Consider the following 16460-nt stretch of genomic DNA (forward strand, 5'->3'; position numbering starts at 1 on the left):
CCGTTCGCGAGCAGGCGAAGGGGCGAACACGGTTGTACGGGCCCGTCGTTCGTCGCCCGGGCCGGTGTGCGAGGTCAGCCCTTGACGGCGCCGGCCATGATGCCGCTGACGATCTGGCGACCGAAGACGATGAACATCGCCAGCAGCGGAAGCGTGCCGAGCAGCGCGCCCGCCATGATCAGTGACTGATCGCGGACGTACCCGGCGCTGAGCTGGGTGAGGGCGACGGGGACGGTCGGGTTGGTCATGTCGAGGACCACGACCGGCCAGAAGAAGTCGTTCCAGGCGTGCACGAACGTGATCATGAACAGGACCGCCATCGCGGGCCGCGCCACCGGAAGCACGATGCTCCAGAAGATGCGCAGCGAGTGCGCCCCGTCGACGCGCCCCGCCTCGACGAGTTCGTCCGGCAGCGCCTCCGAGAGGTACTGCCGCATGAAGAACACCCCGACCGCGCTCACCAGCGTCGGGAAGATGACGGCGGGCAGCTGCTGCGCCAGCCCGAGTTCCGACATCATCATGAACAGCGGTACGACCCCGAGCTGGGGCGGCACCATCATGGTGCCGATCACCAGCATGAGCAGGATGTTGCGCCCCTTGAAGCGCAGCTTGGCGAAGGCGAAGCCCGCGAGGGTCGCGAACATCACCGTGGACAGCGCGATCACCCCGGCCACGATCGTGCTGTTGATCATGGCCTTGCCCATGGCCGCCTCGTCCCACGCGCGGGCGAGGTTGCTGAACAGATTGGGGCCGGGCAGGAACGGCGGCGGCGTCTGGCTGACGCGGGTGTTGTCCGTGGACGCCGCCACCATCGTCCAGTACAGCGGGAAGATCGACAGAATCGCCATGACGGCGAGCAGGACGTAGGCGAGCGGCCCCGCGTGATGCTGGCGGCCGGCACCCGGGCGCAGCAGCCGCCGGCCGAGGCGGCGGGGACTTTCGGGTTCCGTCCGGACCGGGATGTCGGGACGGACCGGGAGGCTGTTGACGGTCATGGGGGCTCCAGGTCAGGGCGTGCGGGGGCGCAGCCGGCGGATCAGGCGCTGCACCGCGAAGACGAGGATGAGCAGCAAGAACATCGCCCAGGCGACAGTCGCCGCGCGGCCCATCTGGTAGTTCTTCCAGCCCTCCTCGTACAGCAGCAGGCCGAGCGTCTGGTACTGGTTGTCCGCGCCGCCGGTGACTCCGTTGGGGCCCTGGCCGAAGATCAGCGGCTCACCGAAGAGCTGGGTGGCCCCGATCGTGGAGAGCACGATCGTGAAGACGATGGTGGAGCGGATCCCGGGCACGGTGACATGGGTGAACTGCTTCCACCGCGAGGCCCCGTCGAGGGAGGCGGCCTCGTATCGCTCGGCGGGGATGGCCTGCATCGCGGCCAGGTACAGCAGCGCGTTGTAGCCCGTCCAGCGCCAGATCACGATGGTCGAAATGGCGGCCTGGGCAGGCCACTTGTCGGCCTCCCAGTCCAGCGGGTCGATACCCACCACGCCCAGCATCCAGTTGATCATGCCGAAGTCGCGTTCGAAGAGCATGGTGAACACGAGAGCGGCCGCGCCGACGGACGTGGCGTAGGGGACCAGCGACGCCACGCGGAAGAACAGCGAGGCGCGCATCCGGTAGTTGAGCAGATGCGCCAGACCGAGCGCCATCAGCAGCTGCGGCACCGTGGAGATGACGCCGATGGTGAAGGTGTTCTGCAGCGCGTTCCAGAACCGGGAGTCGTTCACGAGGTCGACGTAGTTGTCCCACGCCACCCACTCCATGACGTCCAGGGTGGCGAGCTCCACCCTGTGCAGGGAGATCCACGCCGTATAGACGAGGGGGTAGAAGCTGAACGCGGCGAAGACGACGAAGAACGGCGCGACGAAGGCGTACGGCGCGCCCTTGAGGTCCAGCCGGTGCAGCAGGGCACTGCGTTGCTGACCCGTGCGCCCGTTGCCCGTCTTCGGGGACGGGCCTGGAGGCTCCTCGCCGGCCAAGGCGTTCGTGGTGGAGGTGGCCACCGGATTTCCTTCCTGACAGCGGATGTCCGAGCCGGACCCGGGGCGCGCCGGCAACAGGCGGGCGCGCCCCGGGCGGCCTGAGGCCGAGGGGTCAGCCGACCGCCTTCTCGATGCGTTCCGAGGTGGTCTTCCACGCCTTGTCACGCGAGGTGCCCTGCTCGACCAGGGCCAGACCCTGGGAGAAGGTGTCCTTGATCGTGCCGTCCTTGCGGCCCAGGACCTGCTTGTCCGGGATCTGCTGCGCGGCGGTACCGAAGATCTCGCCGATCGGGGCGTCGCTGAAGTACTCGGAGGTGACGTTCTTGACGTCGTCACGCTCCAGCGAGGTCCGGGAGGAGGGGAAGTTGCCCAGCTTCTCGAAGATGTGGGCCTGCTGCTCCGGCGCGGTCAGCCATGCGACGAGCTTCTGCGCCTCCGCCTTGACCGGGCTCTTCTCCACGACGCCGAGGAAGGAACCTCCCCAGTTGGCGCCCTTGGGAGCGTTGGCGACGTCCCACTTGCCCGCGTTCTCCGGGCCGGCCTTCTCACTGATGTGGCTCAGCATCCACGCCGGGCAGACGGCGGTGGCGAACGTGCCGTTGGCCAGTCCCGGATCCCAACCCGGCTGGAACTGACGGAGCTTGGCGCTCAGCCCGTCGTCCGCGGCGTCGGCGGCGAGGTTCCACGCCTCCTTGACGACCGGGTTCTTGGCGTAGATGAGGCCGCCGTCCTCGTCGTAGTACTGCTCCGGGTAGCCGTAGACCATGGCGTTGAACAGGCCGCTGGCCGAGTCCATGTAGGCGACCTTGTCGCCCTTGTAGTCCTTCTCGAAGGTGCGGCCGACCTCGACGTACTTCTTCCAGTCGCCCGCCCACAGCTTGCCGACCGCCTCGCGGTCGGTGGGCAGTCCGGCCTGCTCGAAGTAGTCCTTGCGGTAGCAGACGGCCATCGGGCCGCTGTCGGTCCCGAGACCCAGGACCTTGCCGTCCTTGGTGGTGATCTGCGACTGCTTCCAGGGCAGGAAGTGGTCGGTGCCCGCGATGCCGGCGAAGTCCGCGAACTTGGCCGACTGGGTCTCCGTGACCTCCTTCGCACGGCCGATCTCGATGCCCTGGATGTCCTTCAGACCGTTGCCCGCGGCGAGATGGGTCTGGAGCGCGGTGTAGTACGTCTGCTCGTCACCGGCTATCTCGGCCTGGATGTCGACGTCGGGGTTCTCCTTCTCGTACTGCTCGAGCAGGCCCGACTCCTTGAAGCCCATCACCCCGTACATGCCCATGGTGATGACGACCTTGCCGTCCTTCTTGCCGCCGCCCGTGACCGAGCCGTCGCCACTGCTGCAACCGGCGACGAGTGCCAACGCGCCGACCGCCGCGGCTGCTGCCGCCAGCCTTCTCCCGCGCGACGTACCGAGACTGCTCATGAATCTTCTCCCTACGGCCGGCGCAGTCGTATCGGACGGACACGAAAGCGGTGACCAAGCGGCTCCGGTGAGTAGTGGGAACGTGCCCACTCCTGGGTGGGCACGTTCCCACCGACGGGAAGCAGACTCACGGCAGCGAGCGGATCTGTCAATGACTTGAACGCGATCAGCGGCCGATTCCGGGTTCCTGCGTTCATCTTTCGTGGCGGACCGGCCGCCTGCCCGGCCTCGCCGTCTGCCAGAATTGGCGCTGGTCACCAACGCGGTCGACACTGCCGCGGCTTCAGGGAGGGGAGTGCATGGCTGGAAACCGCCGTCCGACGATCAAGACGGTCGCCGCCCGTGCCGGTGTGGGCCGGACGACGGTCTCCCGTGTCGTGAACGGCTCGCATCTGGTCAGCGCCGACGCCCGGTCCCGGGTCCTGGCAGCGATCAAGGAGCTCAACTACGTACCCAACTCGGTCGCCCGCGGCCTCGTGACCAGCCGCACCGACGCGGTCGCCCTGGTCATCCCGGAATCGGCGAGCCGACTCGGCTCCGAACCCTTCTTCGCCGCACTGATCAGAGGCGTCAGCCAAGCCCTCGCCGACCGTCGCACCCAGCTCCAGCTGATGCTCGTCCGCGACCAGGCCGAACGGGAGCAGCTGACCGAGTCGGTTGCGGAGCGCCGGGTGGACGGGGTCCTGCTGGTGTCCGTCCACTCCGACGACCCGCTGCCCGCCATGCTTGAGGAGATGGGGCTGCCCACCGTGCTCGCCGGCCGCCGCGACGCGGACGAGCGCCTCAGCTACGTCCACGCCGACAACGCCGGGGGAGCCACCGAGGCGGTCCGCCACCTGCTGCGCAGCGGACGGAAGAAGGTGGCCACCATCGCCGGACCGCTGGACATGGACGTCGGCCGCAGCCGCCTCGAAGGCTGGCGGGTGGCACATGAAGAGGCCGGTCTCTCCGCGCCCGAAACTCTCGTCGAGGTAGGCGACTTCAGCTGGGAGAGCGGGAGCCAGGCAATGCGTTCGCTTCTTGAACGTGCCCCGGATCTGGACGCCGTGTTCGCCGCCTCCGACCTCATGGCGATCGGCGCGCTGGAGGAACTGCGCCGCCAGAAGCGGCAGGTGCCCGGCGATGTGGCGGTCGTCGGATTCGAGGACTCGCCGCACGCCCGCTGGACCAATCCGCCGCTGACGACGGTGCGTCAGCCGGTGGAGGAGCTCGGCAGCACCATGGTCCGCATCCTCGCCGACATCACCGAACCGGGCGCGGAGAGGCAGCAGTTGATGCTGCCGACGGAGTTGGTGGTGCGGGAGTCGTCGGGCGGGCCGGGGATCTGACGAGGCAGGGGCCAGGAACCGGAACCCGCGAGGTCGGCGGGTGTCTCAGCCGCGGAACTCCGGCCCTCGCTCCGGCGCGGCGGCCGCCAGCGCCTCGGTGACCCCCTTGGAGTCGGCTCGCAACCCGTACACCGGAGTGCCGGGCTGCTGACGCCAGGCGTCATCGAGCCCGCCGGCGTCCACCGTGTCGAACCCCATCTCCCCGATGAGGGCCATCACCTTGCGCTTAGCGTCCTCATCGTCGCCTGCCACCGGCAGAGCCATCCGATCCGTGGAACCCTCCGGCCGGGCGCGATCCAGGAGGTCCTGAGCGAAGGTGCCGTTGAACGCCTTGATCACGGCATGCCCGATCTGACGCTCGGTCCAGCGGCTCTCGGTCAGCCCCTCGTCCTCGATCGCGTCGATCCTGCCGTCCCGCTGCTTCGGGTAGTAGTTGCCGGTGTCGACGACAGCGACACCCTCGGCCGCCCCGTCCAGCAGCCCGGACGGCAGGTTCGGTACGGCCTTCATGGGGACGGTGACGACGACGATCTCGGCACTGCGGGCCGCGTCCTCCACCCGCACCGCGGTGGCACCGGTCTCCTCGGCCAGCTCCGTCAGGGTCTGCGGGCCGCGCGAGTTCGCAACCGAGACGTCATGCCCGAGCGAGGTGAGGCGACGCGTGAGGTTACCGCCGATGTTGCCCGCGCCGATGATGCCGATCTTCATGACTGGCCTTCCGGATCAGAGAGCTCGTGACCACGGCACCAACCCCGGCACGAGTACGGCTATTCCGAGCCGGCCGCTGAACGGGGGTCGTCTACCGCCATCGGGCACGCAGACTCGGGCCGCGTCCCGCTCGAAGATCCATCTCCGACCGGCACCACGCAGCACGCAACGCCGTCCTGGCCCTCTGCTCCACCCGTCCAGCTGTTAGTGGCGGCGGTTCGGGAGCCGTGCAGGGCTCCGGACAGCGGACGTCCGCAGGCCCCCCGATGGCTGCTGCCAGGATGCGGGACCTTCCTGCAGTGACCAGGGTGGACGTCATGGCAGAAGAGCGTCGCTCCCACGCGAGGAAATCCTCGACCGCGTCCACCCGCCGCACAGCATCGGCTCGCGGTCCGGAACACGCCGCGCGTGCCGCCTGCCGCAGCCTGGAGGGGCTGATCGACCATCCCACCGAGGGCGTGTCGGCCGTCACCCGGCAGGACGACGGATGGTGCGTCGTCGTGGACGTCCTGGAACTCCCCCGGATCCCGGATACCACGAGTCTGCTCGCCTCCTACGAGGTGCAGGTCGACCAGAACGGCGAACTCTTGGAATACCGCAGGGTCCGCCGCTATCGGCGCGGCTCCGCCGACGAGTGAGCCCGTTTCCCCCGACGACCGGAAGGACGCCCCATGCCTGCGACCACCTACTCCGACGAGGTAGTGGCGTGCCCCCCGCGCGCCGGCACGTTGTACGACGTGCTGGAACTCATCCTCGACCGGGGCATGGTGATCGACGTGTTCGTCCGGGTCTCCCTGGTCGGCATCGAGATCCTCAAGATAGACGCGCGCATCGTCGTGGCCAGCGTGGACACCTATCTGCGCTTCGCCGAGGCCTGTAACCGGCTCGACCTGGAACGGGATTCCGGAAGCACGACCGTTCCCGAGCTGGTAGGCGGCGGGGTCGCCAAGTCGGTCGGCAAACGCAAGGTGCGCAAGGCGGCGGAGACGGTGGGCGACACCGTACGCAAGGCTGTCGGTGGTCGACACGAGGAGTCCGAGGAAGAAGAGGAGGAACGTCCGAGCAAGCGGCGTGCCTCCTCGGGCAGCGGTAGTAGCCGACGACGCTCGGAGGCATGAGCTGTGTCCACCGGTGGTGTGTACGTCTACGCGATCGTCCCGACCGATGCGGTCCTGCCCGCTGACGCCCGCGGCGTGGGCGGACCGGCCGCTCCGCTGCGGACGATCAGGCAAGGTCATGTCGCGGCCGTCGTCAGCGACGCGCCGGACAAGCTGCGCGCCCGGCGACGCGATCTGCTGGCCCACCAGGAACTACTGCAGCGCCTCGCGGACGACGGGCCCGTACTGCCCATGCGCTTCGGCATGATCGCACCGGACGAGGACACGGTGAGCAGGCAACTCGCCGACGCCGGCAGGGACCACACCGCCGCCCTGGAACGTATCTCCGGCGGCGTCGAGGTCAACCTGAAGGCCTTCCCGGCGCAGAACGCGCTCGCGACCCTCGTCACGGAGGACAGGAAGGTCCGCCGGCTACGGGACGAGGCGCGCCGCCGCCCCGGCTACGAGGCCAGTCTGCGACTGGGTGAGGCCGTGGCCTTCGCCCTGGCCGCCCGCGCCACCGAGGCGGGGCGCCGCATCCTTCGCGAACTGACCCCCCTGGCCCGCGAGGTGGCCGCGGGACCGGACGTCGAGGGCTGCGTCCTCAACGTGTCGTTCCTCGTCGACCGGGGCGCGCACGAGCGCTTCCGCGCCACGGCCCAGCGGTTCGCCGACGGACACCGTGAACACGTGGAACTGCGCCTCGCGAGCCCTCTGCCCTGCTACAGCTTCGTCACCGCCGTACCGGCTCGGACCACAGGAGTCTGACATGGGGCTCATCACAGGACTGCTCACCCTGCCCATCGCCCCGGTGCGCGGTGTCGTCTGGGTGGCCGAGAAGCTCCAGGACGCCGCCGAGCGAGAACTGCACGACCCGGCCGTCCTGCGCACCCAACTGGCCGTACTCAACAAGGAACTCGAAGACGGCTTCATCAGCCTCGAAGAGTTCGAACGGGAAGAGGAACGGCTGCTCGACCGGCTCGATGCCGCCACCGCCCGCCCCGCGCCCAGAGATCGAAGGTGACTCACTCATGGATGACCAGGCCAAGCTCACCCTCGCGGCGGCACTCATGGGGGGTTACGTCCTGGGGCGGACGAAGAAGGGCCGGCTCGCTCTGACCGTCGCCACCTATTTGGCGGGCAGACGGTTCGGCCTCGAACCCCGTCAGCTCGCCGCCGAAGGAATGCGCCGACTGGGGGAGGTCCCTCAGGTCGCCGAGTTGCAGGGACAGCTAAGAGGCGAAGTCCTCGAAGCGGGCCGCAAGGCCGTCACGGTCGCGGCCGACCGTGGCATGGCGACACTCGCCGACGCCCTCAGCGACCGTACGGCCCGCCTCCGCGAGCGCGACGAGGACGAGGCGGGAGAGGCGGAGGAGGAGTACGAGGGCGAGGGCGGGCCGGAGGGGGAGCACGAGGAGGAAGAAGAACCGGAGGAGCCTGCCGGGACGCGCGCCGGCCGGCGTGGCACTCGGCAGCCGAGCCGGTCTCGAAAGGCGTCCACCACGTCCGCCAAGAAGAAGGCGCCGGCCAAGCGGACGGCGGCGAAGAAGACAGCCGCGAAGAAGACCACGGCAAAGAAGACGACCTCGTCGAAACGAGCAGCGTCTCAGGGCGCCGGACGCCGGAGGTGACCCGCCATGGCCAAAACGGACACGGATGAACCCGAGGCGGCGGAGTCGGGCGTGGACCGCCTCCGCGCGGAGTTGTCCGACTACCTCGGTGCCCAGCTGGAGCGGATGACCGAGAAGGCGGGCGACAGGCTGACGGACATCACCGGCAAGCTCACCGACGTGGCCGAGAACGGTGGATCGCTTCCCAAGATCGGTACCCGTGTCCTGCAGGGGGCGTCGCCCCTGAAGGCGTTCCTCGGGGACAAAGCCACCAGCCTCAAGGACAGCACCGTGGACAAGGCGAAGCAGGCGTTCGGCGGCGGGGGCAAGGGGAAACGCAAGTCCGGCAGTGACAAGGTCACGCACATCTTCGAAGTCCAGGACGTGGGAGTGCCGCTGCGCAGGGCCTACGACCATTGGACGCAGTTCGAGAACTTCAGCAGCTTCGCCAAGGGCGTCCGCGACGTCTCAAAGGGCGATGAGGTGAGCAGCGACTGGAAGGTCAAGGTCGGCCCGTCCTCGCGTGCCTTCAAAGCGACCGTGCAGGAGCAGGTGCCCGACGAACGGATCGTGTGGACGTCCGAGGGAGCCAAGGGCACGACACGGGGTGTCGTCAGCTTCCACGAACTGACGCCCAACCTGACGCGGATCGTCCTGGTCGTGGAGTACTACCCCTCCGGGTTCTTCGAGAAGACGGGAAATCTGTGGCGCGCTCAAGGGCGCCGCATGCGGCTGGACTTCAAGCACTTCGTGCGCTTCGTCACGCTCACCGAGGAGGAAGCCGAGGGGTGGCGCGGCGAAATCCGTGACGGCGAGGTCGTCGTGTCCCACGAGGAGGCCCTGGAGCAGGAAGAGGCCGCTGACCAGGAATCGCCGGACGAGGACGAGCCTGAGGACGAGGAGGACGGCGAGTACGAGGACGAAGAGGAGGTCGAGCCTGAGGACGAAGAGGACGGCGAGCCTGAGGCCGAGGACGAGTATGAGGACGACGAGGAGCAGGACGAAGTCGAGGAGGAAGAGGACGAGGAAGCGCCTCCCAAGGGGCGCGGAACGAGCAGGCGGCGCCGTGGCTGAACTCGACTTCCGAGGGGCGGCCCAGCCGGTGGCAGGACCCCCGGCCGCCAGCCTCGCCGACATCCTCGAGCGCGTACTCGACAAGGGCATCGTCATCGCCGGAGACATCAAGATCGACCTCCTCGACATCGAGTTGCTCACCATCCGGCTCCGGCTGTTCGTGGCCTCCGTGGACACCGCCAAGAAGGCCGGGATCGACTGGTGGGAGACCGATCCGGCGCTCAGTTCACGTGCGGCTCGCGACGCCCTGCGCGAGGAGAACAACGAGTTGCGGCGTCGCCTGGAGGCACAGGAGGCGGGGGAGGACGAGGCACCCCGTGCGGTTGACGCGCCAGGCGCGGACAGCGCGGCCACACAAGGAAAATGAAGGAGAGCACAGGCACATGACGGAGCATGGCCCTGCGGTTCCGGGGACTCAGGCCACCTATGTCTTCGCGGTCTGCCGTGATGTCGACCCGGCAGCCGTCCGCGATCTGCCCGGCGTCGATGCCGCGGAGCCCGTGCGAGCACTGCCACTCGGGACGCTGACGGCGGTCGTCCAGTCCGTCCCGGCGGCGGACTTCACCGATGAGGCCTGGCAGTCGCGTCTCTCCGACCAACGCGAGCTGGAACGCTACGCGCGCGCCCATCACGAGGTGGTGTCCGCGGCGGCCGCCGGCTCACCCACCGTCCCGCTGCCGCTCGCCACGCTGTATCACGGCGACGAGCGAGCGCGGCAGGCTCTCGCCGAGCAGGCGGACCGGTTCCATTCCGCACTGAGGCGTACGGCGCGCCACGCCGAGTGGGGGGTGAAGGTGTACGCGCCGGCAGAGCCGTCGGTCGACCCGGTCCCCGTCGCGCCCCCGCCGGTGGCCCGGTCGGGCCGGACGCGCCCGGCCGCTGGGGCCGGCCTCGCCTACCTGGAGCGCAAGCGGGGGATGCACCGGCGGCGGGAGAGCCGCCACGACGACGCCCTGCGCACGGCCGAGGCCGTGGACGCCGAAGTGAGCCGCCTGGCCACAGGGTTCCGCAGACTCCGGCCGCACGGCGCCCAGCAAACCGGGCAACGGGATGTCCAAGTCCTCAACGCCACGTACCTCGTGGCAGACCATCGAGCCGCCGAGCTCGTACAGCTGACCCGCACGTTGCAGGAGCGGACCGGGACGCGGATCGAGCTGTCCGGGCCGTGGGTCCCGTATTCCTTCGTCGGCGAGGTGTAGGCGATGGCGAGGTGCGGGCGATGACGGGGGCGGTGGTGCCCTGGGACGACCCCGAGCCCCTCAGTGGCCCCGTGGGAGTGCCACTCGTGGATCTACTGGACCGGGTCCTGGCGACCGGAGTGGTGATCAGCGGAGACCTGGTCATCGCGATCGCGGAGGTACCACTGGTACGGCTGTCGCTGCACGCCTTGCTGTCGTCGGTGAACGAGCGCGTTCCGGCACCCTGGGCTGACGGGGGACCGCTGTGACCGACGGCGGCGGACGGGGGAACCCTGTAACCGATGGCGGTGGACTGGGAAGCCCTGCGACCGACGCCGGCGGAGGCGGGACCCCTGCGACCGACGGCAGGCGGCTCGACCTGGGCCCGGACCAGGTGGGCCGCGACCTCGTAGCGCTCGTCCTGACCGTGGTGGAACTCCTTCGCCAGCTGATGGAACGCCAGGCGATCCGGCGGGTGGAGCAGGGTGATCTCAGCGAGGAGCAGATCGACGAGATCGGCACAACCCTCATGCTGCTCGACGAGCGCATGACGGAACTCTGCGAGCAGCACGGCTTGCGACCGGAGGACCTGAACCTCGATCTCGGCCCCCTCGGCACCCTGCTGCCCCGAGACTGAACGTCCCGCCGCTGAGCGTGCCCAGATACTGGGTATATCCGGAAGCGGACCACAAGAACGCGTGTGGGGCCCGTTGGTGTACCGCGTCGGCCCGCTCAGCTCTGGACACGTCATCGATCAAGACAGGCTGTCGGGCTCATTGGCGCCGGAGAGTGTCTGCTCGGCCCAGATCGTCTTCGCCGGAGGCGTGAAGCGGGTCCCCCACGCCTGCGCCAGCTGCGCGGTGATGAACAGCCCGCGTCCGCCCTCGTCGACCGTGCCGGCGTGGCGCAGATGTGGGGCGGCCGAGCCCGCGTCCCGCATCTCGCAGGTCAGGCTGCGGTCGTGGATGAGGCGGAGTTCGAAGGGTGGGCTGCCGTAGCGGATGGCGTTGGTGACGAGTTCACTGACGATGAGCTGGGTGTCGTATGCGGTCTCGTCGTCCACGTTCCATTCAGCGAGTTGTCCTCGGGTACGGCGCCGAGCCTCGGCAACAGCCGCCGGGGCCGCGTCGATCGGCCAGGCGGCGAACCGGTTGGACGGGAAGTCCTGGGCACGTGCGACGATCACCGCGGCGTCATGCACGCCCATTCCCGCCGGGATCGCGTAGACGAGGGCGTCGCAGAGATCCTGCAGCGGGCGGTCGGCGTAGTCGGACGGCGTAGCCAACGGGCCCGGGTTTTCGGCCAGATAGGAGGTGAGAAGCGGGTCGCTGGTGAACACCAGGACGCTTCCGGCCGGTGCGTCGATCTCGACGGCTGCAAAGGGTGTGCCGTCCGAACTCCCCAGTCTCGGCCCGGCCGCTGCGGCGGCGGAGACTGTCCCGTCCGGGCGCACGATGAGGGGGGTCAGATGGCCGGCCGCCGCCATACTGCACACGCCGGTCAGGGGATCGTGGACGGCGTAGGCGCAGTCGGCTCTGAGCTCCTCGTGGCGCAGCGGATCGCCGTACGGCAGATGAGCCCGTTCCGCGGCAAGCCGGTTCGCGGTGTCGTGCAGGCGGGCGAGCAGTTCGTCCGGGGTGAGTTCGAATGCGGACATGGAACGGACGGCGGTGCGCAGTTGACCCATGGTCGCTGCCGCGTTCAGACCGCGGCCGGCCACCTTGCCGACAACGATGGCTGTGCGCGCGCTGGCCAGCGCGGTCGTGTCGTACCACGCGCCCGGGTCGGCGCCGGTAAGGGAGAGGTATGCGGTCTCCAGCCACGCGTGCGCTTCAGGGCGGCGGGGCAGTAGCCGACGCTGGACCGTGGCGGCGATCGTGTGCTCGTGCGTGTAGCGCCGCGCATTGTCGATGCACAGCGCCGTGTGCGTCGCCAGCTCCACCGCGAGCGCGCGGTCATCCTCGTCGAAGGCCGGCGAGTCCTCCGTCCGATACAGGCTCACGATGCCGAGGGCCGCATCGCGCAGTGTCAGAGGAACCACGAGGAGGGAATGAGCTCCCGATGCCCGGATCGCCTCCGCGAGCGCCGGATCGGCTGCCAGCCATGGAGCGGCCGTACCCAGCCGTTCCAACCTCGGCCGCAAGTCGGCCAGGGCCTGCGTGAAGGGGGTCGGGCCGGCAAGGCAGCGGACGTCTCCCACCGAGTGGGCCTCCGGTGGCCGTGGATGGGCACTGCGAAAAGCGGTGCGTACAACGAGTGTGCCCGTGGGCAGCGGGGCCAATGGTGCGTCGTCGCCGCGGATCACGGAGTCCACAACCTCCACGATGGCGATGTCGGCGAATGCGGGGACCAGCGTCGCGCTGAGTTCCTCGCCGGTTACCGCCGGATCCAGGGTGCGTCCCACGTTGCCTCGGACCGCGTCGAGCAGTTTGGTGTGAGCGTGGGCGCGCTCGCGTTCCGTGACGTCGACCGCGGAGACCCCCACCCCGAGCACCTTCCCGTGTGGATCCTCCAGGCGCAGCGCGTTGACTTCGAAGGTCCGCTCCTGCGGCTCTCCCCCTTCGACATGTGCTCGGACCATGTGTTGCCGTACGGGGATTCCGGTGTCGAGCACTTCGCGCAGGAGCGCTTCCGCGTCTTCCTCGACGAGCGGGTAGACGTCACGGACGCGGCGCCCGCGCAGGTCGTCCAGGGATGCGTTGCGCATGAAAGGAGTGGCGGTGTTGACGCGCAACACCCGCAGGTTCGAGTCGAAGAGGTGGAGGCCGATCGGTGACTGAGCGAACAGCGCCTCCAGCATCGACGCAGCGGCCTCGTCGACCCGTCCGACGGGATCACTGTGCGCCACGGAGACCACCTCCGAGGTCCGTACTGCACCCGCTCGGGGCGCGGGCCTCCGCATCCCAGCGTGCCTCCCGGTCAACGGGATCGCACCCGCTGACTGCCAGCGGGGTGCCGGATGCCAGGTGACCGCCGCCTATCTTGTTGCCCGCACTTGGCCAGATCGCAACGGGCTGTCACATGATCGACAGGACGGGCCCTAGGCGGCGACTGCCGAGCGAGTTTGCGGAGGTAGGTGGAAGGCTTGTGGCATGGCCCTTCGAGCGTGGGTGGATGTGCGACGTTCCTGGCGTCCGGGGCATGCACCGGCGCTGGTCGTGATTCCGCTGGGGCTGATCGTCACAGTCTGTGTGGTGGATGTTCTGGCTCCGCCGCATATTCACCTTGGCCCACTGCTGGTGGCGGCGCCCGCGATCACGGTGGCGTTCGCCGGCGCCCGTGCGACGGCGTTGATGGGGGCGCTCGCGGTGGCGGCCCAGGTGCTGATCGGTGTGCTCAGAGGGGTTCTGACCACGGCGAACATTCAGGCCCAGATCGCTGCGCTGATCGTCGTCTCGATCATCTGTGTCACGATCTGCGTCGTGCGGGACCGGCGCGAGCGGCAGATGCACCGTGTGCGGTCGGTGGCCGAGGCGGCGCAGAGTGTGCTGCTGCAGCCGCTGCCCACACACGCCGGCCCGCTGCGGATCGCCGGCCTCTACCTCCCGGCAGAGGAAGAGGCCGAGCTGGGCGGAGACCTGTACGCGGCCGCACGGACGGACCACCACAGCACCCGGCTCCTCATCGGAGACGTACGCGGAAACGGCATGGCCGCGATCAGCAACTCCGCGCTGCTGCTCGGAGCCTTCCGCGCAGCAGCCCATCGGCAGGCCACTCTTCCCCGCCTTGCCGTCCACCTGGACGGCGCGTTCCGCTGGGACACCAGCCAGTGGCGATCAGAGGCTGCGCAGGACACGAGCGAGGACTTCGCCACCGCGATCCTGCTCGACATCCCCGACCATGATCCGGTCGTCCACCTCATCGCCTGCGGTCACCCACCGCCACTCCTCCTTCGCGGGCAGCAGCTCACCCCACTCACCACCGAGGACACTCACCTACCGATCGGCTTCGGCGGAGCCTTCGGAATTGGCACATACGACGTCCAGACTTTCCCGTTCGAGGTCGGCGACCTGCTGCTCCTCTATACGGACGGTGTCATCGAAGCGCGGGATGCCGCCGGTGTCTTCTACCCGTTCACCGAACGGGCGCGGGACTGGACCACGGACGACCCCGAGCAGCTGCTGCACCAGCTTCGGGAGGACTTGCTGGCCCACGTCCAGGGACACCTCGATGACGACGCGGCCGTGGTCGCGATCCGCCGCCAGGCAGTCTGAACCCCTCGCACCGGGGTGCGTGGCAGGCCTGGTGCACTCGTCCGTGATGCCTGCTGCTCAATGTTGTGCAGCGCTTATTCGCTGCGGTCGGCGTCAGGGTCGCCGACCGGTGCATCGAACTCCAGGTGCAGGATGCTCTCGTAAGCCGGGGCTGCGGATGACTGCTGAGCGGCCGCCACCCCGGGACGGTCGTCTCCGGTCCAGACGGCGACGGCCCGGTAGTCATATCCGTCTTGCCAACCGCGCTCGAACTCGAACGACACCGTCTGACCCGCGCTGAGCGCCCGGTAGCCGGGCGTCAGTACGCTGCCGAAATGGGCCCAGCAGCCGCCCGGGGTGGTCTCGGATTCGATGACTCCCCAGCCCTCGTCGCCATGCCACTCCCGCACGATGCCGATACCCCTCATTGGATCAGTCTTGCATCCGGTACTCGTGGCAGGGTTCCGAGGGCGAAATCGTGAGCGCCGGTCGCGCCCTGGCGGCATTCATGGTGAAGGCGATGAGCACGGCTCCACGCCGGGCAGCCGGATGCTGGGGTGGCGTCCCAGGTAGTCGGCCGTCGGCAATCGCAGCTGGCTGGCCCCATCCACCGAGTGGTACCGGACTTTCAGCCGATGCGGCTCGGTTACAGATCCCGCACTTGCTGGTGGCTGGGAGGTGAGCTGGTCATGATGGGCGTATGACGTTGGCAGCGCGTGCCCTCGCGCAACTGGCGGCCTGGCCCGACCTCTCCGAGGCGGAGCCGAGCTGTGGCGTTGGTCGAGCCCTTCGTGCGGCTGACGGTGAGATCGTCCATTTCCACTCCGACGATCACGTTGACCTGTACCTCACGGCACGGGCCATCAAGCGGTTCGAAGAACACCTCACGGCCACGACCGCCGTCCAGCTGGTGCCCGGCTCGCAGTGGGCGACGCTGCGCATTGACGTCACTGCGGATATTCATCTGCTCATGACGCTGGTCAGCCTCGCCCTCCAGGCACATCAGGCGTGGCCGGTTCCGGACGACGTTCCGCGAGCGCAGTGCAATGATCATCTCAGCTCGGCACGTCCGCGTGAGAATCTCGGCGGAGGCTGAGAGGCACCATTTCAGGCAGGTGGAGCTGTGGCTGACAGGGCACGCGAGGACGAAGCCATCCATGGGGTCGTCGAGCGTCTGACAGACGCTTTGAGTGCGACGCGCAGCCCGGCCGAGGTCGAGGCCGCCGTAGCCAAGGCTCACGCATCCTTCACGGGCCGGCCCGTGCGTGAGTTCGTGCCCGTACTGGTCGAACGCAAGGCACGCGCGCTGCTGAGCGACTCCCGTGCCGGGCAATAGGGAAAGCCACCTACCGCAGCCGCACTCAGTTCTTCAGGGCGAGCAGTACGCCGGCCCCGGCGAAGACTGCTCCGCCCAGCAGCGTCCACATCGCCGACCCCATCATGTACTTCCGCATGTTCACGCGTGCCGTGTGAGGTTTGCCGTCCTCGTACAGCACCTGGACCTCAAGCCCCTTCTCCAGGTTCATCCCGGTCCCGCGCACATGGGGCGAGAACCGCACGCGGTGTCCCTGCTGGTCGACAAAGGCGATGACCGGCACCAAGTTGTGGCCGTCGGACCAGTCGTCCCGCGTGTTGTCGACCACGAGTCCCTGGGCGCGGATACCGGCCCGTTGAAGCCGCCGCACCACCAAGCCTTCCCGCACAGCGAAGCCGAACAGGAGCAGAGCAACTGCTCCGCACACCACGACACCCGCCGAATCGCTCACCGTAGATTGCCCTTTCCGTTTCGCCCGGCACTCCGAGCCCTCGCACCTGGAGGGACGCCGCACCCCCGAGACCGGTTGCGTAAGCGGACGCCCCGACTCCC

21 protein-coding genes are annotated in these 16460 nt (G+C 68.7%); 14 read left to right on the forward strand and 7 right to left on the reverse strand.

The window, feature by feature from the left end; translation table 11 throughout:
* Positions 1–74: 74 nt before the first annotated feature.
* The 3 genes from CP983_RS42980 to CP983_RS42990 all read right to left on the reverse strand — a co-directional run bounded on the left by CP983_RS42980 (position 75) and on the right by CP983_RS42990 (position 3405).
* Positions 75–995 (reverse strand): carbohydrate ABC transporter permease, encoded by a 921-nt coding sequence (locus tag CP983_RS42980; protein WP_150506021.1) that lies wholly within the window; start codon positions 993–995, stop codon positions 75–77.
* Positions 996–1007: 12 nt separating this feature from the next.
* Positions 1008–2003 (reverse strand): carbohydrate ABC transporter permease, encoded by a 996-nt coding sequence (locus tag CP983_RS42985; protein ID WP_150506023.1) that lies wholly within the window; start codon positions 2001–2003, stop codon positions 1008–1010.
* Positions 2004–2094: 91 nt separating this feature from the next.
* Positions 2095–3405: an ABC transporter substrate-binding protein gene (locus tag CP983_RS42990; RefSeq protein ID WP_150506025.1), complete on the reverse strand. Its 1311-nt coding sequence runs from the start codon at positions 3403–3405 to the stop codon at positions 2095–2097.
* Between the two features lie 299 nt (positions 3406–3704).
* Between CP983_RS42990 and CP983_RS42995 the strand changes: the two genes are divergently transcribed.
* Entirely contained in the window at positions 3705–4733 is a 1029-nt protein-coding gene (locus CP983_RS42995; protein WP_150506027.1) for a LacI family DNA-binding transcriptional regulator, read from the forward strand.
* A 45-nt stretch (positions 4734–4778) separates the two neighbouring features.
* On the opposite strand, the gene CP983_RS43000 is transcribed toward CP983_RS42995, so the two are convergent.
* Positions 4779–5441 (reverse strand): NADPH-dependent F420 reductase, encoded by a 663-nt coding sequence (locus tag CP983_RS43000; RefSeq protein WP_150506030.1) that lies wholly within the window; start codon positions 5439–5441, stop codon positions 4779–4781.
* A 317-nt stretch (positions 5442–5758) separates the two neighbouring features.
* Between CP983_RS43000 and CP983_RS43005 the strand changes: the two genes are divergently transcribed.
* From CP983_RS43005 to CP983_RS43050, 10 genes are read left to right on the forward strand one after another with little or no spacing between them, the layout of a single operon-like run.
* A complete protein-coding gene (locus CP983_RS43005; RefSeq protein WP_150506032.1) occupies positions 5759–6079 on the forward strand; it encodes a gas vesicle protein GvpO in 321 nt (106 codons plus the stop codon).
* A gap of 33 nt (positions 6080–6112) precedes the next feature.
* Positions 6113–6559 (forward strand): gas vesicle structural protein GvpA, encoded by a 447-nt coding sequence (locus CP983_RS43010; RefSeq protein WP_126897672.1) that lies wholly within the window; start codon positions 6113–6115, stop codon positions 6557–6559.
* A 3-nt stretch (positions 6560–6562) separates the two neighbouring features.
* On the forward strand, positions 6563–7306 hold the full coding sequence (locus tag CP983_RS43015; protein ID WP_150506034.1) for a GvpL/GvpF family gas vesicle protein: 744 nt from the start codon (positions 6563–6565) through the stop codon (positions 7304–7306).
* Position 7307: 1 nt separating this feature from the next.
* The gene (locus tag CP983_RS43020; protein ID WP_125524069.1) at positions 7308–7562 is read left to right on the forward strand and encodes a gas vesicle protein GvpG; all 255 of its coding nucleotides are present in this window, start codon (positions 7308–7310) and stop codon (positions 7560–7562) included.
* A gap of 7 nt (positions 7563–7569) precedes the next feature.
* A complete protein-coding gene (locus CP983_RS43025) occupies positions 7570–8169 on the forward strand; it encodes a hypothetical protein (protein WP_150506035.1) in 600 nt (199 codons plus the stop codon).
* A 6-nt stretch (positions 8170–8175) separates the two neighbouring features.
* Positions 8176–9222, forward strand: coding sequence for an SRPBCC family protein (locus tag CP983_RS43030; RefSeq protein WP_150506037.1), 1047 nt, complete (start codon positions 8176–8178; stop codon positions 9220–9222).
* Complete coding sequence (locus CP983_RS43035) at positions 9215–9589, forward strand: gas vesicle protein (protein WP_229914900.1); 375 nt, start codon at positions 9215–9217, stop codon at positions 9587–9589. Before CP983_RS43030 ends, CP983_RS43035 begins: the two co-directional genes overlap by 8 nt.
* 16 nt (positions 9590–9605) lie before the next feature.
* Positions 9606–10421, forward strand: coding sequence for a GvpL/GvpF family gas vesicle protein (locus CP983_RS43040; RefSeq protein WP_150506041.1), 816 nt, complete (start codon positions 9606–9608; stop codon positions 10419–10421).
* 20 nt (positions 10422–10441) lie between these two features.
* Entirely contained in the window at positions 10442–10669 is a 228-nt protein-coding gene (locus CP983_RS43045) for a gas vesicle protein (RefSeq protein ID WP_107906354.1), read from the forward strand.
* 44 nt (positions 10670–10713) lie between these two features.
* Entirely contained in the window at positions 10714–11037 is a 324-nt protein-coding gene (locus CP983_RS43050) for a gas vesicle protein K (protein ID WP_373309853.1), read from the forward strand.
* A 117-nt stretch (positions 11038–11154) separates the two neighbouring features.
* Here the strand turns inward: CP983_RS43050 and CP983_RS43055 are convergent, their stop codons facing one another.
* Entirely contained in the window at positions 11155–13200 is a 2046-nt protein-coding gene (locus CP983_RS43055) for a SpoIIE family protein phosphatase (protein ID WP_229914899.1), read from the reverse strand.
* A 292-nt stretch (positions 13201–13492) separates the two neighbouring features.
* On the opposite strand from CP983_RS43055, the gene CP983_RS43060 reads away from it, so the two are divergent.
* Entirely contained in the window at positions 13493–14614 is a 1122-nt protein-coding gene (locus CP983_RS43060; RefSeq protein WP_150506045.1) for a PP2C family protein-serine/threonine phosphatase, read from the forward strand.
* Between the two features lie 74 nt (positions 14615–14688).
* Here the strand turns inward: CP983_RS43060 and CP983_RS43065 are convergent, their stop codons facing one another.
* Positions 14689–15021 (reverse strand): S1 domain-containing protein, encoded by a 333-nt coding sequence (locus tag CP983_RS43065; RefSeq protein WP_150506047.1) that lies wholly within the window; start codon positions 15019–15021, stop codon positions 14689–14691.
* 272 nt (positions 15022–15293) lie between these two features.
* Between CP983_RS43065 and CP983_RS43070 the strand changes: the two genes are divergently transcribed.
* The gene (locus CP983_RS43070; RefSeq protein WP_150506049.1) at positions 15294–15689 is read left to right on the forward strand and encodes a luciferase domain-containing protein; all 396 of its coding nucleotides are present in this window, start codon (positions 15294–15296) and stop codon (positions 15687–15689) included.
* Positions 15690–15716: 27 nt separating this feature from the next.
* Positions 15717–15929, forward strand: a complete 213-nt coding sequence (locus CP983_RS43075; protein WP_150506051.1) for a three-helix bundle dimerization domain-containing protein — start codon at positions 15717–15719, stop codon at positions 15927–15929.
* Positions 15930–15954: 25 nt separating this feature from the next.
* Here CP983_RS43075 and CP983_RS43080 read toward each other — a convergent pair whose 3' ends face one another.
* The gene (locus tag CP983_RS43080) at positions 15955–16359 is read right to left on the reverse strand and encodes a DUF3592 domain-containing protein (protein WP_167537849.1); all 405 of its coding nucleotides are present in this window, start codon (positions 16357–16359) and stop codon (positions 15955–15957) included.
* Positions 16360–16460: the final 101 nt, after the last annotated feature.

It is taken from the genome of Streptomyces chartreusis, from assembly GCF_008704715.1.
Taxonomy (GTDB): Bacteria; Actinomycetota; Actinomycetes; order Streptomycetales; family Streptomycetaceae; genus Streptomyces; species Streptomyces chartreusis.